The sequence below is a fragment of the Thalassospira sp. TSL5-1 genome (assembly GCF_001907695.1).
GTDB lineage: Bacteria > Pseudomonadota > Alphaproteobacteria > Rhodospirillales > Thalassospiraceae > Thalassospira.
On sequence record NZ_KV880661.1, the window covers coordinates 1 to 377 of the forward strand.

Sequence of the window (377 nt, forward strand, 5' to 3'; positions counted from 1 at the left end):
GGTGGTGAGAAAGGCGATACTGCCATCCTGTCTGCCACGGGCATAGCTGATCTGGGTGCCGCCATATTTTTGGAAAAAAACAAGCCCTGCCTGCCATGCGTCGGAAACATTCAGCGAATTGTTCAGGGCATTTAACAGATCAAAAAGGTCGTTATGCGGGTTCACGCTCATCCCTGTCATTCCGGCAAAGTTGCAAGCCTGTAGTATTCCCTGTTCTTTGATCAAACCCGCTATGTCACAGCCCCGGGAAAGAGTATTTAAGGCGTAATGAAACCGCGTTTGATGGCGGTCACAACGGCCTGTTCCCGGGTGCGGGCATTCAGTTTCTGGCGACAGTTGCGCAAGTGCATTTCAACGGTAACACGGCTAATGCCCAT

Annotated in this window: 1 protein-coding gene; it reads right to left on the minus strand. The window is 51.5% G+C overall.

Annotated features, from left to right (window positions below):
- Positions 1-257: 257 nt before the first annotated feature.
- Positions 258-377 (minus strand): LuxR C-terminal-related transcriptional regulator, encoded by a 120-nt coding sequence (locus LF95_RS23740; protein WP_215905742.1) that lies wholly within the window; start codon positions 375-377, stop codon positions 258-260.

Excerpts from the sequence above, each read along its gene's own strand:
- LF95_RS23740 (WP_215905742.1), bottom strand. The coding sequence starts at position 377 with ATGGGCATTAGCCGTGTTACCGTTGAAATGCACTTGCGCAACTGTCGC.